Below are 19,296 nucleotides of genomic sequence, written 5' to 3' on the forward strand. Positions count from 1 at the left end.
CTGGCGGTGGCGGTGCTTCGATTCAGTGACGGTGGGCGGCGCCCCGCGGTGACCGGCCGATGGTGATCGGGCTCGACATCGGTACCTCCGGCGTCAAGGGGGTGGCCGTCACTTCCGCGGGGAGGGTCGCGGCACGCGCGGAGGAAGGCTACGCCCTGTCGGTGCCCCGCCCGGGCTGGGCCGAGCAGGAGCCCGAGCGGTGGTGGGAGGCGACGGCGGGCGTGCTCGAACGCCTGTGCGGGGAGGTGGGCCGGCCGGTGGGCATCGGCCTCAGCGGCCAGATGCACGGGCTCGTCGCGCTCGACGGCCGGGGCCGGCCCCTGCGGCCCGCGATCCTCTGGAACGATCAGCGGGCGTCCGCGGAGTGTGAGGAGATCGAGGCGACGTTCGGCGCCGCCGAGCTCGTTCGCCTCACCGGCAACCGCGCGCTCGCCGGCTTCACCGCGCCCAAGCTCCTGTGGATGCGGCGTCACGAGCCCGATCTCTACGCGCGGATCGCCGCCGTGCTGCTGCCCAAGGACTACGTTCGCCTCCGTCTCTGCGGTGAGTACGCCCATGACGTCTCGGACGCGAGCGGGACGCTGCTCTTTGACGTCGCAGCCCGAACCTGGAGCGCGCCGGTCGCCGATGGGCTCGAGATCCCGCTCGAGTGGTTCGCCCCGGCGCTTGAATCCGGAGCGGTCGCGGGTCACACCGCCGACGGGATCCCCGTCGTCGCCGGCGCCGGTGACCAGGCGGCCGGCGCGGTCGGGGTCGGGGTGCTCGCCCCGGGGGTCGCCTCGGTTGTCCTCGGCACCTCCGGGGTCGTCTTCGCCCCCCTGGCGAGTTACCGGCCCGATCCGGCCGGGACGAGCCACACCTTCTGCCACGCCGTGGCCGACACCTGGCACGGCATGGGGGTGATGCTGTCGGCCGCAGGCTCACTTCAGTGGCTTGCCGCGATCCTCGCCCCGGGGGCCGACATCGGGGCGCTTGTCGCCGAGGCCGCCCGCTGGGAGCCCGGGGTGGAGGGCCTCACCTTCCTGCCCTACCTCGCGGGTGAGCGGACCCCGCACGCCGACCCCCACGCGCGGGGGGTGTTCGCCGGTCTCAGCCTCCGCCACGACCGCGGGGCTCTCGTCCGCGCCGTGATGGAGGGCGTCTGTGCGGGACTGCGCGACTGCCTCGACCTGATGCGGAGCAGCGGTGCGACGATCGACGCCGGCGTGCTCTCCGGCGGTGGAGCCCGGAGCGATCTGTGGGCGGAGATCGCCGCCGGCATGCTCGAGCTCCCTCTCACCCGGACCGACGCCGCCGACGGGGCCGCGTTCGGGGCCGCGCTGCTGGCGGGCGTCAGTGCCGGGTTCTGGCGGGACCTCACTGAGGCGACCGCCGCGGCGGTTCGACCGCGGGACACGATCGAGCCGGTCGCCGCCGACGTGCCCCGCTACCGCGAGCTTCAGCGCCGCTTCCGAGCGCTGTACCCGGCCATCTCGGCCGTCTCCCCCGAGTCGGCGAACCCCGCCGTTCCCGCACCCTGAAAGGACCCCGACAATGACGACGGCCCCCGAGTCCCGCTTCACCTTCGGCCTGTGGACGGTCAACAACCCCGGACGGGACCCCTTCGGCGACGCGACCCGCGCACCCGTCGACCCCGTCGACAGCGTCCACCGGCTCGCCGAGCTCGGTGCCTGGGGGGTCTCGCTGCATGACAACGACCTCGTCCCCTACGGCGTGTCAGCGAGCGAGCGCGACCGCATCGTCGGTCGCTTCCAAGCCGCCCTCACCAGCACCGGACTCGGGGTCGGGATGGCGACGACGAACCTGTTCGGCCATCCCGCCTTCAAGGACGGCGCCTTCACCGCCAATGACCGCCGCGTCCGGCGGGCGGCGATCGGCAAGGCGATGCAGTCGATCGACCTCGGGGCCGAACTGGGGGCGGAGGTGTACGTGTTCTGGGGCGGACGCGAGGGGACAGAGGCCGGGGTGGCAAAAGACCCCCGGGACGCGCTCGAGCGCTACCGGGAGGCGATCAACTTGCTCTGCGCCTACGTCCGCGAGCAGGGGTACGACCTGCGCTTTGCCATCGAGCCCAAGCCCAACGAGCCGCGCGGGGACATCTTCCTGCCGACCGTCGGGCACGCCCTCCACTTCATCAGCACGCTCGAGCACCCGGAGATGGTCGGGGTCAACCCCGAGGTTGCGCACGAGACGATGGCCGGCCTCTCCTTCCATCACGGTGTCGGGCAGGCGCTGTGGGCGGACAAGCTCTTCCACATCGACCTCAACGGCCAGCGGATCGGCCGCTATGACCAGGACTTCCGCTTTGGCGCCGAGGACCTCAAGGAGGCGTTCCTCCTCGTCCGCCTGCTCGAGCGCGCCGGTTACACCGGACCGCGCCACTTCGACGCCCACCCGTACCGCAACGAGAACCCCGACGGCGTCTGGGACTTCGTGCGCGGGTGCATGGACACCTACCGGCTTCTCGCCGAGCGGGCAGTCCACTTCGACGGGCTCGCCGAGGTGCAGGCCGCCCTCGCCCACGCCTCGGTGCCCGAGTTGCACGAGCCGACCGTCGTCGGCGCGGCCGACCCTGAGGTGCTCAAAGCCGAGGCCGGGCAACTTGACGCCCTCGCCCAGCGGGGGTACTACAACGAGGCGCTCGATCAGCTGCTGACCGAGGTTCTCCTCGGGGCGAGGTAGTCTCCCGGCCGATTCAGATGGCGACCGGGCAGACCTGAGATGACAAGCCTCGACCACCCCGGACCGACCGCCGGCGAGGGACGCCGGCGCCCGGCCGTGATGGCCGACGTCGCCCGCTTGGCCGGGGTGTCGCACCAGACCGTCTCCCGTGTCATCAACGGCGCGAACAAGGTCGCTCCCGAGACCCAGGCTCGGGTCGAGGAGGCGATGCGCCTGCTCGATTACCGGCCCAGCTCGGTCGCGCGCGCCCTCGTTACCGGTCGCTCCCGGACCGTCGGGGTGATCGGCTTCAACACGACCCTGTACGGGCCCGCCTCGACGCTGTACGGGATCGAGCGGGCCGCCTACGACGCCGACTACCTGACGAGCGTCGTCAGCATGCCCGACCTCGATCGTGACTCGGTGCTGCGCGCCTCTGAGCGCCTGCGCCGTCACAACGTCGAGGGGATGCTCGCGGTCGCCCCCCATCAGGCGGCGATCGCCGCGGTCGCCCAGCTCTCCAGCCAGGTGCCGATCGTCTGCGTCGAGGCCGGGCCTGAGACCGACATCGCCTCCGTTCAGGTCGATCAGCGCGGCGGGGCGAGCGCCGCCACCCGCCATCTGCTCGAGCTCGGACACGAGACAGTCGTCCACATCGCCGGGCCCCGGGACTGGCAGGAGGCGGAGATCCGCCTCGCCGGATGGCGGGACACGCTGATCAACGCCGGCGTCAGCCCGCCACCGCCGCGGTTCGGGGACTGGAGTTCGGCGAGCGGGTATGCCCACGGTTGCGAGCTCGCCGCCCAGGCATCGGTGAGCGCCGTCTTCTGCTCCAACGACCAGATGGCCCTCGGCGTGATGAGAGCGTTCCGGGAGGCCGGCCTGTCGATCCCGGCGGACGTCAGCATCGTCGGGTTCGACGCCACCCCGGAATCGGGCTTCTTCAGTCCGCCGCTGACGACCGTGCGCCAGGACTTCATTGAGGTCGGCCGGCAGGGGTTCGACCTGCTGCGACGGATGATCGAGCAGGAGGAGCCGGCCGACCGCCGGCTGATCATCCCGTTCGAGCTGATCGTTCGCATGAGCACCGCCGGGCCGCGCGCCCGCTGATCCGCGCCTCGGGATCGGGCCGCGCGCCGAACTCGCCCGGGCGGTCGGGCTGCGCGGCGAACGCGCCCGGGCGCCCTCTGGGCCGGGACTTGCATCCGTCCGACCCTCTGTGTTACCGTTCACATCGCTTCGGCGAGGAGAGGAGAGAAACGCTGGATCTGGGCTAAGCCCGGTTGAGAGAGATGAGATGTGTCCGTTCCCACCACCTGTTCCCGTTCCGGGAGGGGGACCGGGACGAAGGACACCAAGACGCCGGTCCCCGGATCGCGGCAACAGCGTGTATCCGGAGGTCGCGTGGGATGCGCTCCGTTTCGGAGCGGCGTCACCGCAGGCACGGTGGGGTCCCCACCGGCCCGGGTGGCTTTGTGCCCCTGAACTGACCCAACACCACACTGCGCGGGCCCAACCCGACCATCGGGTCGCGAGGGACGTCGAAGTGAGAATCGAGGAGAGATGTCGAACCCTGAGGATGTCGTCGGCGACGCGATCGAGCGTCTCGAATTTGACGAGCGCAAGCAGGATGACTCGCCGGGGCTGGCCTGGCGGCAGATGACCCGGCGCACCGCGCTGACCGGCGGCGCGGCCGGCCTCGCCGCCCTCGCGCTCGAGGCCTGCGGCGGCTCGAGTGCCAAGACCGGAACCGCCAACGCGGCCACCAGCGGTGGCTCGAGCGCCTCCGCGATCTTCGGAGTCGGCGGTGGCTACAAGTTCACGATGGTCAACCACGTGACGACCAACGTGTTCTTCACCCCGACCCAGTCGGGGGCCGCCGACGCCTGCAAGCTGCTGGGCTGCAGCTACCAGTGGACCGGCTCGGCGACGAGCAACGTCTCCGAGATGGTCAACGCGATCGACACCGCGATCACCGCCCAGGTCGACGGGATCGCCACGACCCTGATCGATCCGACCGCCTTCAACGCCCCGGTCGCCAAGGCGCTCGCCGCCGGGATCCCGGTGATCGCCTACAACGCGGATGAGCCTCAGACCAACCGGCTCGCCTACATCGGCCAGGACCTCTACGTCGCCGGTCAGCAGATGGGCGAGCACATCGTCAGCCTGCTGCCCCACGGCGGCACGATCGCGCTGTTCATCGCGACCCCCGGCGCGGCGAACATCCAACCGCGGATCGACGGCGCCAAGGCGACCCTCGCCTCGCACCCGAACATCAAGTACACGGTCGTGCCGACCGGTGCGAGCGTCCCGGGTGAGATCACGACGATCAATGCGTGGGCGGTCGGTCACCCCAGCGCCAACGGCATGTTCGCCGTGGACGGCGGCTCGACCCAGGGGGTCGCCCAGGCGATCGAGAAGAACGGCCTGAAGAAGAAGGGATGGGTTGGCGGCGGGTTTGACCTCACCCCGATCACCCAGCAGCTCCTCGCCGCCGGACAGATCGAGTTCACGATCGACCAGCAGCCCTACCTCCAGGGCTTCCTGCCGATCTTCGAGCTGTACATGTACAAGGCCTCCCAGGGCCTGACCGGACCGGCCGACGTCGACACCGGGCTGAAGTTCCTCAACCAGACGACGGTCAAGCCCTACAACACGACCAAGAGCGAGTACGAGGGCACGAGCTCCACGCCGGGCGTGCAGAAGGCATAGGCCGGGCAGATGGAGAGCTCGACCAGCCCACCGGCGAGCACGGGTCCCTCCACCCCAACCACGGGGCCGGCGTCACGCCGGTCCCGTGCGGGGGCGGGACTGAGCCCGCTGAAGCGGTTCCTCACCCTCCGCGAGGGGAGCATCGTCGTCGTGACGATCATCACCTTCGTCTACTTCGCCGCGACCACGCCTCACTTCCTCACCGGCGCGAACTTCAAGACGCTGCTGCCGTACTTCGCGCCGTTCGCGATCATCGCGGCCGGCCAGGTGTTCGTGATGACCCTCGGTGAGATCGACCTGTCGATCGGCGCGATGTACCTGTGGACGCCGTTCCTGTTCTGGAAGCTCGTCACCTCCGCCCATTTCCCGCTCGTGCTCGCGGTCATCGTGTCGCTCATCGTCGCGGCGCTGCTCGGTGCGGTCAGCGGCTACCTCATCGCCTACATCGGCATCCCGTCCTTCGTCACCACCCTCGGCATGCTGTTCGTCCTCGACGGGGTCACCCTGATCGTCTCCCACTCCGAGCAGGTGACGACGCCGGGCACTTCGGTCACCCACGTCGGAACGTTCGCCTCGATCCTCGGTGGCGGCACCTACTCGGAGCTGATCTGGGCGATCGGGATCGTCATCGTCCTCCAGGCGCTGTTGAGCTCGACCCGGTGGGGGCTCTACACCGTGGCGGTCGGGTCGAACAAGATCGGCTCGGCCGAGGCGGGTATCCACACCAAGCTCGTGATCGTCCGCAACTTCATGCTCTGTGCGACGACCGCCGGCTTCGTCGGTCTGCTCGAGGCGATCCGCACCTCGACGGCGAGCCCCGACCCGTCCGGCTCCAACACCGTCCTCCTCCAGGCGATCGCCGCGGTGATCATCGGCGGCACGCTGATGACCGGCGGGGCGGGCACCGTCGTCGGGGCGCTGATCGGCGCCCTGTTCCTCGGGATCCTTAACGACGGTCTCGTCATCAAGGGCGTCAACGCCAACTACGAGGACCTCTACCTCGGGCTGGCGATCCTCATCGCCATGCTCGTCAACATCTACATCGCACGCGTGCGTAAGGGGGCCGGCCGTGGCTGAGCTCGAGTACGGCGGCGAGAAGATCATCGGGCCCGGCCGGGCCGACGATGACGTCCTCCGCCTCGAACACATCAGCAAGCGGTTCGGCGCGACCCAGGCGCTGCGAGACGTCAACGTCCACCTGCGCAAAGGGGAGGTGCTCGCCCTCCTCGGTGACAACGGGGCGGGTAAGTCGACGCTGATCAAGATCCTCTCCGGATTTCACAAGCCCGACGGCGGGACGATGTGGCTCAAGGGCGGCGCCTACACGCCCAAGAACGTTGACGACGCCCGCCGGCAGGGGATCGACACCGTCTTTCAGGACCTCGCCCTCGTGGACGAGCTGTCGGTCTTCCACAACCTGTTCCTTCACCGTGAGCGGCTTTACTCGCCGCTGCCGTTCCTCAACAACCGGGTGATGCGACGGGAGGCGCGTAAGCGCCTCGATGAGATCGGGATCAACATCCCGTCCCTCGACGTGCCCGTCGCCCGCCTCTCCGGCGGCCAGCGCCAGGCGATCGCGGTCGCTCGGGCGATCGCCTCTGAGTCCGAGATCATCCTGCTCGACGAGCCGCTCGCGGCGATGGGCGCCAAGGAGGGGGCGATGATCCTTGACCTGATCGCCCGGCTGAAGGCCGAGACCAGCATCTCAATGATCCTCATCCTGCACAACTACGCGCACGTGTTCGCCAGCTGTGATCGGGTCAGCCTGATCCAGAACGGCGTCGTCTCCTTCGATCGGCCGACCGCCGAGACGAGCCCCGACGAGCTCAATGAGATCGTCGTCGAGGAGTACCGGCGCGCGCGGGCGGCCGCCCAGGGCCAGTTGACGAGCTGACGATGCCCCCCACCTGCAGCATCGGCGCGGACTTCGGCACGGAGTCTGGACGGTTGCTCCTGCTTGATCTCGGGTCGGGGGAGGAGCTGGCGACCGCAGTCGTCCCCTATCCGAACGGCGTGATCGACCGCATCCTGCCCGGGACCGACACGCGGCTCGGGGCCGACTGGGCGCTGCAGGATCCCGCCGACTGGGTGCACGTGATCGAGACCGGCATCCCGGCCCTGCTGCGCGCCGCACCGGTCGCGCCCGAGCGCATCGTCGGGCTCGGCATCGACGTCACGTCCTGCACCGTCCTGCCGACGGATACGAGCGGAACCCCGCTGTGTCAGCACGCGCGCTGGCGCTCGCGCCCGCACGCCTGGCCGAAGCTGTGGAAGCACCACGCCGCCCAGGGCGTCGCCGACCGGCTCACGGCCGTTGCCGCAGCCCGCGGTGAGGAGTTCCTCGCTCGGTATGGCGGGCGCATCTCCTCGGAGTGGTACTTCCCAAAGCTGATCGAGCTGTGGCTCGAGGACCGCGAGATCTACGAGGCGACGAGCGCCTTCCTCGAGGCGACCGACTGGATCGTCTGGTGGCTGACGGGGACGCTCACCCGTCAGCGCACGACCGCCGGGTACAAGGCGATGTGGTCGCGCAGCGACGGTCTCCCCGATCCCGGCTACTTTGACGCCGCCTATCCGGGCTTTCCTGCTCCCGAGGAGAAGCTCGGCGAGCAGTTCGTGGCCCTCGGGACCCCGGCCGGGCGGCTCCGGCCCGAGCTCACGACCGCACTCGGGCTCCCGCCCGAGCTGGTCGTCGCCGTCGGCAACGTCGACTCCTTCGTCTCGGTGCCCGGCAGCGGCGTGACCGAGCCGGGCACCTTCGTCGTCGCGATCGGCACCTCGATCTGCAGCATGGTCCTCGCCGAGACCGAGGTGCGGCTCCCGGGGATCACCGGCGTCGCCGCCGACGGGATCCTTCCCGGCCTCTACGGCTATGAGGCCGGGCAGGCGGCGGTCGGGGACATGCTCGCCTGGCTCACCCGCACCCTGCTGGAGGCCCCCGGCAGCTTCGGTTCGCTCGAGGCTGCCGCCGCGGCGATCCCTGCCGGGGCGTGTGGGCTCGTGGTCCTCGACTGGTTCAACGGCAACCGATCGATTCTCGCCGACGCCGACCTCAGCGGCACCATCATCGGCCTCACCCTCCAGAGCAGCCGCGCCGAACTCTACCGGGGGATGCTCGAGGCGATCGGCTTCGGCAACCGGAGGATCATCGAGAACTTCACCGACCACTCGATCGCGATCGACCGGATCGTCGCCAACGGCGGGATCGCCCGCGCGAGCCCGCTGATGATGCAGCTGCTCGCCGACACGAGCGGACTCACCGTCACGGTGCCTGACAGCGCCGGGGTGCCCGCCCGCGGTGCGGCCCTGTTCGGAGCGGTCGCGGCCGGCGCGTTCACCGGGATCGAGGCGGCGGTCGCCGCCACCCGTCCCGCCGCCGGGGCCCACTACGTTCCCGACCCGGAGGCCGCCGCCGTCTATGACCGGGTCTATGACATCTACCGGCGGCTCACTGACCTGCTCGGCGTCGAGCACGCCGAGCTCATGCATCGCCTGAAGGCGATCGCCGGTGAAAGGAGACATCAATGAGTGACCGCCCTCGCATCGGCCTGCTCGGAATCATGCAGGCCCTCTACGACGAGATGGTGCCCGGCATCACCGAACGCCAGGCCGCCTACGCGCGCACGCTCGCCGACCGGCTCGGGGCGGTCGCGGACGTGACCTTCTCCCGCCCCGCCCGCGACCGCGAGGACATCGACGCGATCGTGCGCGGCTTCAGCGCCGAAGCGGTGGACGGGATCGTCATCGTCATGCTCACCTACGGTCCGGCGATGCGGACGATCCAGGCGCTCGCCGGGACCCGTGCACCGCTGCTGCTCGCCAACGTCCAGCCCGTCCGGAGCATCGGGGCGGGTTGGACGATGGACGACCTCACCTACAACCAGGGGATCCATGGCGCCCAGGACCAGGCCAACGCCCTCGTGCGCTCTCAGCGCCCCTTCTCCGTCCTCACCGGTGACTGGCGCTCAGACGCCTTCCTCGAGCGCTTCGACGAGTGGGCGCGGGCGGCGACGACGGTGAGCCGGCTGCGGCGCACCAAGGTCGCGCTGCTCGGCAACCCGATGAACGGGATGGGGGACATCCTCCCGGACCTCAACGCCCTCGCCCGCACCCTCGGGGTGACCGTGCAGGCCGAGGACATCGGCGGGCTCGTGCGCCGCATCGACGCGGTCGCCGAGGCGGACGTCTCCGCGCTCGTCGACGTGCATCGGGAGCGTTTCCGGGTGGCCGCTGACCTGCCCGGCGAGCGCCACGCCTACGCGGCACGGCTGGAGCTCGCCCTGCGCGGGCTGCTGTCTGACGGCGGCTACGGCGGTTTCAGTTTCCACTTCGACTCCATCGGAGGGGACGGGCGCGTGCGCCAACTTCCCCTGCTGGCGGCGTCGAACCTGATGGCTGACGGGTACGGGTTCGCGGCGGAGGGTGATGTCAACACTGCCGCGCTGATGTGCGCTGCGCTCTCTCTCACTGGCACCGCACACTTCTCCGAGCTCTACGCGATGGACTGGGAGCTCGACTCCGTGCTCGTCAGCCACATGGGGGAGGGCAACTGGCGGATCGCCCGCCCCGACCAGCCGATTGCGCTGATCGACCGGCCGCTCGGGATCGGCGGGCTCGAGAATCCGCCGACCCCGGTGTTCATGGCCACCCCCGGGCCGGCGACCACCGCCGCGCTCGTCCAGGTCGCCGGTGCGGAGATGTCGCTGCTCGTCGGGTCGGGAGAGATCCTCGACACGCCGCGGCTCCCGCACGTCCCGATGCACCACTTCCACTTCCGGCCCGCCGCCGGGATGGAGACGTTCATGGACGCCTGGCTGCGGCGCGGCGGGCCTCACCACTTCATCACCACCCTCGGTGACGACCGTGGCCGCTGGCGTCGCCTCACGGAGGCGCTCGGTCTCGCCTACGAGGAGATCTGAGTGGACGGGTTCGCCGATCTGCGCGCCGAGGTGCTCGCCGCCAACCTCGCCCTCCCCGCCCACGGCCTCGTCACCCTCACCTGGGGCAACGCCTCGGGGATCGACCGCGAGCGCGGGGTGATCGCGATCAAGCCGAGCGGGGTCGGCTATGACACTCTGAGCGCCGGTGACCTCGTGATCGTGGACCTGACCGGGCGTGTGCTTGAGGGCGCCCGTCGCCCGTCGACCGACACTCCGACCCATCTCGCGCTCTACCGCGCCTTTCCCGAGATCGGCGGGGTGGTGCACACGCACTCGACGTGGGCGACCGTGTGGGCTCAGGCGGGTGAGGAGATACCGCTGTTGGGCACGACCCACGCCGACCTCAGCGCCCATCCGATCCCAGTCACCCGGCCTCTCACCGTCGCCGAGGTCGCCGGCGATTATGAGGCGGCGACCGGCACGGCCCTCACCGAGACGATCGCCACCGTCGGTCCCGCCGCGCTGCCCTGCGCGCTTGTGCGCGGGCACGCGCCGTTCTGCTGGGGGGACCGGGTCGGCGCGGCGGTCGAGCACGCCGTCGCCCTCGAGCAGGTCGCCCAGATGGCGCTGTTCACACGCCTGCTCAGCGACGGGATGCCGCCGGCGCTGGAGGAGCACGTTCGGGTCAAACATCACACGCGCAAGCACGGGCCGGCCGCCTACTATGGCCAGGGCTGAGGCGGTCGCCTTCGCTCCCGGCCGGGTCAACCTGATCGGCGAGCACACCGACTACAACGGCGGTCTCGCCCTTCCGTTCGCCATCAGCGCCGGGGTTCAGGTCACCGCTCGCGCCGCCGTGCACCCCGGCGAGCACGTCGTCTGGGCCCTCGACATCGCCGAGAGTGACCGCTTCTCCGCTGTGACCGGCGCCCCCGCCCCGACGGGCACTCTCGTCCCCACTGCGGACCCCGGACCCGCCCCGGCGGGTGGCTGGCGCGCCTTCACCCGCGGGATGGTCGCCGAGCTCGCCGCCGCCGGCATCACCGTCCCCGCCGCGGAGATCGAGATCACCGGCACGGTCCCGCGTGGACGGGGCCTCTCCTCCTCCGCGGCGCTCGAGGTCGCCCTCGCCTACGCGCTGTGCGGCCTCGCCGACACCCCGCTGCCTGACCCGATCGCCCTCGCCCGCCTCTGCGCCCGGGTCGAGCACGACTGGGTGGGCGCCCAGTCGGGCCTGCTCGACCAGCTCGCGTCGATCTGTGGCCGCCCGGGCACGGCGCTGCTGATCGACTTCCGCGGCCCGACCCTGACGCCGGTTCCCCTCACCCTCGACGGTTACACGCTCGTCGCCGTCGACTCCGGTGAGGATCACCGCCTCGCCACCTCCGGCTACAACGACCGGCGGGAGGAGTGCCGCCAGGCCTGCCGGGCCCTCGGTGTCGCGAGCCTGACGGAGGCGACCCTCGAGCAGGCCGCCACCCTCCCCGAGCCGCTGGGGCGCCGCGCCCGGCACGTGATCGGCGAGAACGATCGGGTGAGGGCGGCCGTCGCCGCCCTCAGCGACCGTGACCTGCCCCGCCTGGGCGCGCTGCTCAACGCCTCCCACGCGAGCCTGCGCGATGACTATGAGGTCTCCACCCCGGCGGTCGAGGCGACGGTGACCGCGCTGATGCACGCCGGTGCGGTCGGTGCTCGGCTCGTCGGGGGCGGCTTTGGCGGCAGCGTCCTCGCCCTGCTCGAGCCCAGTGCCCCGACCCCCGCGGGCGCGCTCGTCCTCGAGGCCGGTCCCGGTGCGCGGCGGCTCGACCCCGACGGTGAGCGTCCCGCCCCGGCGGTGCTGGGCCGATGAGCGGGCCGCTCACCAACTGGGCGGGGAACCACACCTACGCGGCGAGCACCGTCCACACCCCTCACTCGGTGAGCGAGCTCGCCGCCCTCCTCGGTCACGCCGACCAGCTGCGGGTCCTCGGCACCCGCCACAGCTTCACCGCGATCGGGGACGCGGCGACGCTCGTCCGCCTCGACCGGCTCCCCGAGGCCGGGCAGATCCGCATCGACGCGGCGGCGATGACCGTCACCATCGGACCGTGTGTCACCTACGCCCAGCTCACCGCCGCGCTGCACCGGGCCGGTCTCGCCCTCGAGAACCTCGCCTCCCTGCCCCACATCTCCGTCTGCGGCTCGGTTGCGACCGCCACCCACGGCTCGGGCGCGCACGGCAACCTCGCCACCGCCGTCCTCGCGATGACGCTGCTGACGGGCACCGGCGAGCGGCTCGTCCTCACCGAGGGCGACCCGCGCCTGCCCGCCGGTACCGTTCACCTCGGGCTGCTCGGGATCGTCCTCGAGCTCACCCTCCGGGTACTGCCCGCCTACCCGCTCACCCAGACCGTCTATGAGGGGCTCGACTGGGCGACGTTGATCGCTCACACGAGCGAGATCTTCGCCCTCGGCTACAGCGTCAGCGTCTTTCACCATCTGAGCGACCGGCCTCCGGCGCTGTGGGTGAAGGCGACGCCGGGGTCCCCGCCGGCCGCCGAGCGGTTCGGCGTTCACCCCGCCCCCGCGCCCCGCCACCCGATCCCGGGTCAGGACGCCGACGCATGCACCGACCAGCTCGGCGTGCCCGGCCCCTCCTCCGAGCGCCTGCCTCACTTCCGGGCCGGTCACAACCCCTCCCACGGCGCCGAGATCCAGAGCGAGCTGTTTGTCGCCATCGCCGACGGCCCCGCGGCGATCCGCGCGCTGCTCGAGCTCGCGCCCCGGCTCGCCCCCGGCCTGCTCGTCGGCGAGCTGCGGACCGTCGCCGCCGACGGGCTGTGGCTCAGCCCCCAGTACGGGCGCGACAGCCTCGGCCTGCACTTCACCTGGGCGCGGGACCCGGATGCGGTGGCCCACAACGTCGCCCTGATCGAGGCGGCGCTCACCCCCTTCGCGCCCCGCCCGCACTGGGGCAAGGTGTTCTCCCTGCCGCCCGTCGCGCTGAGCACCGCCTACGCGCGCACGGCCGACTTCGGCGCCCTCCGCGCCGAACTCGACCCCCGCGACGTGTTCGTCAACGGCTGGGTGCGCGCGCGCTTCCCCGCCCTCACCGCCCGGCCCGGCGGCCGCTAGCCGCGCGGCCGGGCACCGCTCACCGCCCGGCCCGCCGGCCGCTAGCCGACGCTGCCCTCGAGGATCTGCAGGGTCTTCAGATCCGAGTAGAAGTCGAGGGCGTAGTTGCCCCCCTCCCGGCCGATCCCCGAGATCCCACACCCGCCGAAGGGGGCGGTGAGGTCACGGACGAGGAACGTGTTGACCCACACGACACCGGCCCGCAGCGCCCGCCCGATCCGCTCGGCCCGCCCCATCGAGGCGGTGAAGACGATCCCCGACAGGCCATAGCGGGTCGAGTTGGCCAGCGCGATCGCCTCCGCCTCATCCGTGAAGGTCTGGAAGGTGAGCACCGGGCCGAACACCTCGCTCTGGACGATCTCGGCGTCGTTGGAGTGCGGGGCGATCAGCGTCGGCTCGAAGAACAGGCCGTCGAGGCGGTGACCGCCGCGCAGCAGCGCGTGCCCGTCGCTGACGGCGCGGTCGACGAACCCCTGCACCCGGGTGAGGTGCTCGGGATGGATGAGCGGGGCGATCGTCGTCTCGGGCGACCGCGGGTCGCCGAGCACGTGCGCGGCGACGTGGGCGTCGAAGCGCTCGAGGAACGCGTCGGCGATGCTCGCCTGGACGAGCAGTCGCGTCCCGGCGAGACAGACCTGACCGGCGTCGTCGTACTGGCCGGCCGCCCGGGCGGCGGCGAGCTCGAGGTCGGCGTCCTCACAGACGATCAGCGGCCCCTTGCCGCCGAGCTCCCCGGTGAAGGGCACGAGGTTCGCCCCGGCGGTCGCGGCGATCTGGCGGGCCGTCTCCGGGGAGCCGGTGAAGGAGATCCGCGCGAGCCGCGGGTCGGCCACGAGCGCGGCGCCGGTCCGCTCGCCGGTCCCCTGCAGCAGGTTGAACACGCCGGGAGAAAAGCCGGCGGCGACGGTGAGGTCGGCGAGCAGGGAGGCCGACAGCGGCGACCACTCCGCCGGCTTGAGCACGACCGTGCAGCCCGCCGCGAGGGCGGGGGCGACCTTCCACGTGCTGAGCATGAACGGCGCGTTCCACGGGGTGATGACGGCGACCGGGCCGGCGGGCATCCGCTGGACCCGGTTCCAGGTGCCCTTGGAGTGCCAGTCGCGCTCCTGATAGGCGACGGCGAGGTCGGCGTAGTTGCGGAAGTTCATCGCCGCCCGGGCGATCACCCGGGCCCGCAGGGAGGCGAGCAGCATCCCCATGTCCGCACATTCGACGGTGGCGATCTCATCGACCTGTGAGTCGATGAGATCGGCGAGGCGGTGCAGCGCCGCGGCCCGTCCGGCGGGCCCGAGCGCCGCCCACTCCGGGAAGGCGGCGGCGGCGGCGCCGACGGCCGCGGCGGCCTCCGCCGGTCCCCCGCAGGCGACGTGGCCGAGCGGCGCCCCGTCGATCGGCGACAGCGTGACGAACCGGTCGGGGCTTGGGACCCGGACCCCGCCGATGAGATGGTCAGGGCTGACGCGCACCCCGGCGATGAGGATCGGCTCGGTCGCTGTCGTGGAGCTCATCGCCGGTAGTCCCGGACGGTCTCGAGGTCATCGACGGTGTAGGCGAAGGTGAACCGGTAGCCGCGCTCGACGCTGACGGGGGCCAGCAGCGTGTGCTCCTCGCCGGGGGCGGGAAACAGCTCGAGGCGGGCGCTGCCCTCCCACACCTCGGAGACGACCCGGTCGCGGCTGCGGGCGCGGACGAGCTCGTGGACGGCCGGGCGGTCATGGGCGCCGGCGGCGAGCTGAGGGAAGTAGCGGACGTTGACGAGCGGCGGGTCGGTGTGGACCGAGCCGCCCGGGCTGACCTGTTCGAGGGCGATCTCGGCGTCGACGAGCCGGCGGCCGTGGGCTGAGCAGGTCGCCCCGAAGCGGCCGCCGGGCGCGACCGGGGCCGCCGCCCGGCAGGCGGCGGCGAAGCTGCGGGTCATCCACACGTCCCCGAGCTTCTTCGGGAACCCCTGGATCCAGCCGCGGGCGAGCGCGAAGTCCTGGTCGACCCAGATGAACGGGCAGGTCGTCACCGGCTCCCCGTCGAGCTCGCCGCTGACGACCAGGTAGCACTCGCGGTACTGGGAACGGGACGGGTCGACGAGCTCGTCACCGTCCTCGGAGCAGGACTGCCAGTCGGCGAACACGATCGCCGCCCGCCCGGGGTCGGGGTGGGGGGCGATCCCCTCCGGCAGCAGTGAGACCGCCGCCTCCGGGTCGGCGTGGAAGTCGATGACGAGGAAGTCCCCGACGTAGTGCCAGGGGGGCGCCGGGACGAGGCTCGCCCGGCCCGACGGGGTGCGCGGCACGGTGTAGCCGGTGAGGGTCATGGCGTCTCCTTGTCTGGGCTGAGCGGGGCCAGCGGAATGCCGAGGGCCTCGAGGCTGGCGGCCTCGGAGGCGATCGCCGCGGCGTCGAAGCGGAAGTAGGAGCGGGGCGGCAGCTGGCCCCAGGTGTTGGAGGCGTGGCGATCGTCGGGCCAGTGGCGGGGGACGTGGCCGCGCTCAAGCACCTCCATGTCGCAGTAGAGCTCGACGAGGCAGTTCTCCTCCGGGATCCGGACGTAGGCGGCGATGTTCCCGCCGACTCCGTGCCGGGTCGGGCCCCAGGCGAGCCAGCGGCCGTGTCGGCCGAGGTGATCGAGGGCGACCCGCAGCGCCCCGATGTCGACGACGTCGAAGGCGAGGTGGTGGAAGTGGGGGGCCGGCGGCGCCGGCTGGGCGATCAGCGCCATCACGTGATGGTCGGCGTTGATGTGCAGCCACACCCCGCCGTCCCCGAGCCAGTCGGTGACCGCCATCCCGAGCGTCGCGGTGTAGAAGGCGAGCTGGGCGGGGAGGTCGGCGGTGAGGAAGTTGACGTGCCCGAGCTTGCGCGGATGGCCGGGGGCGGGGTTGGCGGCCGGGCGGGCGTGGGCGGGGCGGGAGTCGGCCGGCGGACGGAAGGGCAGCAGTTCAACTCCAAAGCCATCCGGATCGGTGGTGTGGAGGGCGGGTTCTTGGTCGCGCCCGCCGGGCGCTCCGGGCGCCGGCGGGGCGCCGGGCGAGCCGGGCGCCAGCGGGGCGCCCGCGTCGAGAAGGTGGGCGCGGGCCTGCTCGAGTGAGCAGCCGGCGGCGAGCTCGTAGGCGACGTGATCGAGTCCGAGCGGCGTGCCGGCGATCAGCTCGAGTGCGTAGGGTTCGTCGTCACAGGCGAGCCGGATCCGGTCGGCGCGACGCTCCACCTCGGTCAGCCCGAACTGCGCGGCCCACCGGGCGGCCGCCCCGTCGAGGTCGGCGACCCGCAGGCCGACGTGGTCGATGCGGCGCAGGGCGATCAACCTGTCACCCGGACGGGCAGGCGTTTGATCCCGTTGAAGAAGTTCGAGCGCAGCCGCTCGGGCGGGGCCGTCAGCTCGAAGTCGACCTCGCGGCGCAGCAGTTCGGTGAAGGTGAGGCGGATCTCGAGGCGGGCGAGGTGCGCGCCGAGGCAGTGGTGGATCCCGCCGGGCCCGAAGGCCATGTGCGGGTTCGGGTCCCGCGTGATGTCAAAGCGGTCCGGGTCGTCAAAGACGGTCTCATCCCGGTTGCCGGAGACCAGCCACGTCGTCACCTTGTCCCCGGCGGCGATCGGGGTGCCCGCCAGCTCCGTGTCCACCGCAGCGGTGCGCCGGAAGTGGTGGACCGGTGTCGCCCAGCGGAGCATCTCCTCCGTCGCCCGGACCCCGAGCCCGTCCGGGTCCGCCGCGAGCGCCTCCCGCGCCTCCGGGTGCTCGGCGAGCGCGATCAGGCCGTGGCTGATCGTGTGCCGGGTCGTCTCGTTGCCCGCGGTGGCCAGCAGCACGAAGTAGACGTCGAGCTCACGCTCGGACAGCCCGGCGGTGACGAGGTCGCTCATGATGTCCGCCCGCGGGTGGGTTCGCCGCTCCGCGGCGATCCGGCGGCCGAAGGCAAACATGTCCAACGCGGCCGGGCTGGAGAACGGCAGATGGCGGTGGGCCTCGTCCGGGGGGACGGCGTACTCGGGGTCGGCGTTGCCGAGCAGACGGTCGCCGATCTCGATGATCTCGCGGCGCTGCTCCTGGGGGACCCCGAGGATCTCGGCGAACACCTGCATCGGGATCTCGGCGGCGATCTCCGCGATGAAGTCGAAGCGCTCGAGCGGGAGGGCGCGGTCAAGCACGATGTCGACGACCCGGCGTACCGCCGCCTCCCACGCCTGCACCGCCCGCGGGGTGAAGCGGCGGTTGACGAGGCCGCGCAGCTCTCCGTGCCGGGGCGGGTCGGTGTCGATCATCGACTTGCGTGCCTCGATGTGCTCGGGCTCGAGGTCCTCGAGCGAGGTTCCCCCGAGCTCGGAGGAGAACACCTCCGGATGGCGGTGCACGGTCCGGATGTCCTCATACCGGGTCACCGCCCAGAACCCGGTGCCGTCGGGCTCGGGGTTCCAGTGCACCGGGTCCTCGCGGCGCAGGCGGGCGAACAGCACGTGCGGGACGGCGTCGGTGAACAGGTCGTGGTCGGACAGGTCGATCGCCGGGGTGTCGGTGGGGGAGGCTGACTGAGTCATCGATCGGGGGCGGGCTAGAGGTGGTGGGCGTACTCGTGCAGTTCCCACTCCGACACCCACGCGCGGTGGCGTTCGCACTCGGTGCGCTTGAGCGTGAGGAACGTGTCGACGATCGGGTCGCCGAGGCTCGCACGCAGGACGGTGTCGGCCTCCAGGGCGTCGAGGGCCTGCTCGAGGGTGCGGGGGAGCGGGGTGCCGATCCGCTCGGGGTCGGCGCGGTAGGCGTCCCCCGCCACCGGCGGGGGTGGGGTGAGGTTGCCGGCCAGGCCGTCGGCGCCGGCGGCGAGCAGGGCGGCGATGCCCAGATACGGGCTGGCGGCCCCGTCCCCGGAGCGGACCTCCAGGCGGGTGCCGTGCCCACGTTCGGGGGGGATCCGGATCATCGTCGCCCGGTTGTCGAACCCCCAGTTGGCGTGGGTCGGCGCGAGCGAGTCCGGCTGCATCCGCCGGTAGGCGTTGACCGTCGGGTTGAGCAGCGCGGTGAGGGCCGGGGCGTGGGCGAGGATGCCGGCACAGAACGCGGCCAGCTCCGCGCTCACCCCGTCGGGGGCGGCGGGGTCGTGGAAGGCGTTCTCACCGTTGCGGTCGAGGGAGACGTGGAGGTGCATCCCGGACCCGCCCTGATCGTTGAACGGCTTGCCGATGAACGTGGCGGCGAGCCCGTGCTGGGCGGCGATGTCCTTGACCGAGGTCTTCAGCCGGAAGGCGCGGTCGGCGGCCTCGAGTGCGCCCGCGTGGCCGAGGTTGATCTCATACTGGGAGTTCATGAACTCGTGGTTGACCGCGAGCACGGCCAGCCCCGCCTGCGCGAGCTGTTCGGTCATCTGACGGACGATGCCGCCCGGGTCCGCCTGCGGGCCGACCGTGTAGACCATGCTGAGATGGTCGACGCTGCGGCTCCAGCCGCCGGGGCCGGCCGGGTCGGGGCGCAGCAGGAAGAACTCGAGCTCGGGACCGACGATCGCCGTGAAGCCGCGGCGCTGCAGGTCGGCGGCGACTCGCCGCAGGGCCCCGCGCGGGTCACACAGCGGTTGCTCGCCGGTCGATTCGAGGTCGGCGAGGCAGCTGGCGACGCCCGGCTCCCACGGCAGACCCATCAGCGTCCCCAGGTCCGGGCGGGCGATCATGTCCGGGTACCCGGCCTCCGCGCCGAGGACCGGGGTGTGGGCGAGGTCGGTGCCCATCACCGCGTGGCAGAAGCACAGGCCGGAGGCGAGCGCACGCTCGAGGGCCTGGACCGGCACGTCCTTGCCGCGGGCGATCCCGTGCAGGTCGGGGTAGAGGACCCGCAGCGATGTGAGCGCCGGCCAGGTCCGGCGCAGCTCCTCGGCGCGGAGATGCGCCGGCGCGGCCTCCGGGTCCGGTGCGGTCATGGCGGGGTGTGGATGGACGGACATCTCCGG

At 71.8% G+C, this 19,296-nt stretch carries 16 protein-coding genes; 11 read left to right on the forward strand and 5 right to left on the reverse strand.

What is annotated here, in order from left to right; genetic code table 11:
- Nucleotides 1–59 precede the first annotated feature (59 nt).
- The 11 genes from xylB to M3M55_RS05900 all read left to right on the forward strand — a co-directional run bounded on the left by xylB (nucleotide 60) and on the right by M3M55_RS05900 (nucleotide 13,367).
- Nucleotides 60–1,520, forward strand: a complete 1,461-nt coding sequence (gene xylB, locus M3M55_RS05850; RefSeq protein ID WP_249011889.1) for a xylulokinase — start codon at nucleotides 60–62, stop codon at nucleotides 1,518–1,520.
- 13 nt (nucleotides 1,521–1,533) lie between these two features.
- Nucleotides 1,534–2,682 (forward strand): xylose isomerase, encoded by a 1,149-nt coding sequence (gene xylA, locus M3M55_RS05855; protein ID WP_249011890.1) that lies wholly within the window; start codon nucleotides 1,534–1,536, stop codon nucleotides 2,680–2,682.
- Between the two features lie 39 nt (nucleotides 2,683–2,721).
- Nucleotides 2,722–3,771: a LacI family DNA-binding transcriptional regulator gene (locus M3M55_RS05860; protein WP_249011891.1), complete on the forward strand. Its 1,050-nt coding sequence runs from the start codon at nucleotides 2,722–2,724 to the stop codon at nucleotides 3,769–3,771.
- A gap of 453 nt (nucleotides 3,772–4,224) precedes the next feature.
- Nucleotides 4,225–5,373 (forward strand): sugar ABC transporter substrate-binding protein, encoded by a 1,149-nt coding sequence (locus M3M55_RS05865; RefSeq protein ID WP_249011892.1) that lies wholly within the window; start codon nucleotides 4,225–4,227, stop codon nucleotides 5,371–5,373.
- Nucleotides 5,374–5,382: 9 nt separating this feature from the next.
- A complete protein-coding gene (locus M3M55_RS05870; protein WP_249011893.1) occupies nucleotides 5,383–6,450 on the forward strand; it encodes an ABC transporter permease in 1,068 nt (355 codons plus the stop codon).
- On the forward strand, nucleotides 6,443–7,267 hold the full coding sequence (locus tag M3M55_RS05875) for an ATP-binding cassette domain-containing protein (RefSeq protein WP_249011894.1): 825 nt from the start codon (nucleotides 6,443–6,445) through the stop codon (nucleotides 7,265–7,267). The genes M3M55_RS05870 and M3M55_RS05875 overlap by 8 nt, the downstream gene beginning before the upstream one ends.
- Nucleotides 7,268–7,269: 2 nt before the next feature.
- Complete coding sequence (locus M3M55_RS05880; RefSeq protein WP_249011895.1) at nucleotides 7,270–8,901, forward strand: ribulokinase; 1,632 nt, start codon at nucleotides 7,270–7,272, stop codon at nucleotides 8,899–8,901.
- Nucleotides 8,898–10,292, forward strand: a complete 1,395-nt coding sequence (locus tag M3M55_RS05885) for an L-fucose/L-arabinose isomerase family protein (protein WP_249011896.1) — start codon at nucleotides 8,898–8,900, stop codon at nucleotides 10,290–10,292. The genes M3M55_RS05880 and M3M55_RS05885 overlap by 4 nt, the downstream gene beginning before the upstream one ends.
- Entirely contained in the window at nucleotides 10,293–10,991 is a 699-nt protein-coding gene (gene araD, locus M3M55_RS05890; RefSeq protein WP_249011897.1) for an L-ribulose-5-phosphate 4-epimerase AraD, read from the forward strand.
- The gene (locus tag M3M55_RS05895; RefSeq protein ID WP_249011898.1) at nucleotides 10,978–12,102 is read left to right on the forward strand and encodes a galactokinase family protein; all 1,125 of its coding nucleotides are present in this window, start codon (nucleotides 10,978–10,980) and stop codon (nucleotides 12,100–12,102) included. The genes araD and M3M55_RS05895 overlap by 14 nt, the downstream gene beginning before the upstream one ends.
- Complete coding sequence (locus tag M3M55_RS05900) at nucleotides 12,099–13,367, forward strand: D-arabinono-1,4-lactone oxidase (protein WP_249011899.1); 1,269 nt, start codon at nucleotides 12,099–12,101, stop codon at nucleotides 13,365–13,367. Before M3M55_RS05895 ends, M3M55_RS05900 begins: the two co-directional genes overlap by 4 nt.
- Nucleotides 13,368–13,408: 41 nt before the next feature.
- On the opposite strand, the gene M3M55_RS05905 is transcribed toward M3M55_RS05900, so the two are convergent.
- From M3M55_RS05905 to M3M55_RS05925, 5 genes are read right to left on the reverse strand one after another with little or no spacing between them, the layout of a single operon-like run.
- Nucleotides 13,409–14,875 carry an aldehyde dehydrogenase gene (locus M3M55_RS05905; RefSeq protein WP_249011900.1) on the reverse strand — a complete coding sequence of 489 codons (1,467 nt, stop codon included), beginning with the start codon at nucleotides 14,873–14,875 and terminating at the stop codon, nucleotides 13,409–13,411.
- Nucleotides 14,872–15,675: an acetoacetate decarboxylase family protein gene (locus M3M55_RS05910; protein WP_249011901.1), complete on the reverse strand. Its 804-nt coding sequence runs from the start codon at nucleotides 15,673–15,675 to the stop codon at nucleotides 14,872–14,874. The genes M3M55_RS05905 and M3M55_RS05910 overlap by 4 nt, the downstream gene beginning before the upstream one ends.
- Nucleotides 15,672–16,664 (reverse strand): VOC family protein, encoded by a 993-nt coding sequence (locus M3M55_RS05915; RefSeq protein WP_249011902.1) that lies wholly within the window; start codon nucleotides 16,662–16,664, stop codon nucleotides 15,672–15,674. The genes M3M55_RS05910 and M3M55_RS05915 overlap by 4 nt, the downstream gene beginning before the upstream one ends.
- Nucleotides 16,661–17,893 carry a cytochrome P450 gene (locus M3M55_RS05920; RefSeq protein WP_249011903.1) on the reverse strand — a complete coding sequence of 411 codons (1,233 nt, stop codon included), beginning with the start codon at nucleotides 17,891–17,893 and terminating at the stop codon, nucleotides 16,661–16,663. Before M3M55_RS05920 ends, M3M55_RS05915 begins: the two co-directional genes overlap by 4 nt.
- A 14-nt stretch (nucleotides 17,894–17,907) precedes the next feature.
- Entirely contained in the window at nucleotides 17,908–19,290 is a 1,383-nt protein-coding gene (locus M3M55_RS05925) for a glutamine synthetase family protein (RefSeq protein WP_249011904.1), read from the reverse strand.
- Nucleotides 19,291–19,296 lie beyond the last annotated feature (6 nt).

Origin of the sequence: Conexibacter sp. DBS9H8, from assembly GCF_023330685.1 — a bacterium.
GTDB lineage: Bacteria > Actinomycetota > Thermoleophilia > Solirubrobacterales > Solirubrobacteraceae > Palsa-465.